The following is a 394-nucleotide window of genomic DNA, read 5'->3' on the forward strand; positions in this document are numbered from 1 at the left end:
GGGATCCAGTGTCTCGGAGCGGGGACCAAAGATCGTGCGCTTGTACTGGGACAGGATCATCAGGAGCTTGTCGTTCTCCTGGATCGCAGCGTCGCGTTGGGCGATCGCCACATCACGCTCGGCCGAAAGCGAGCTGCATTCCGCCGACACCACGGCAAGCCGTGACGATAGCGCCATCACGGCTTGCTGGAGCAATGCTCGATCGGAAGGCAAATCACTCATGCAAAGTGATTCTACAACAACTCCGCATGAGTGATGAACGACTCTTGATAAGGATCAACCAGCTCGTACTGGCTGATCCACAATTCGCATCGGCACACGCTTCCAGTCCGAGCCGTCGAGCAGCACCGAGAGCTGAGCATGAGATAGCGGCATGACGCCTTCCTTGATCGGC

1 pseudogene is annotated in these 394 nt (G+C 57.6%); it reads right to left on the reverse strand.

The features are described 5' to 3' along the window. Positions 1-222: pseudogene (locus tag XI09_RS03580) on the reverse strand (hypothetical protein); the annotation flags it as partial. Positions 223-394: the final 172 nt, after the last annotated feature.

The organism is Bradyrhizobium sp. CCBAU 11386, from assembly GCF_028128955.1.
Classification (GTDB): Bacteria; Pseudomonadota; Alphaproteobacteria; order Rhizobiales; family Xanthobacteraceae; genus Bradyrhizobium.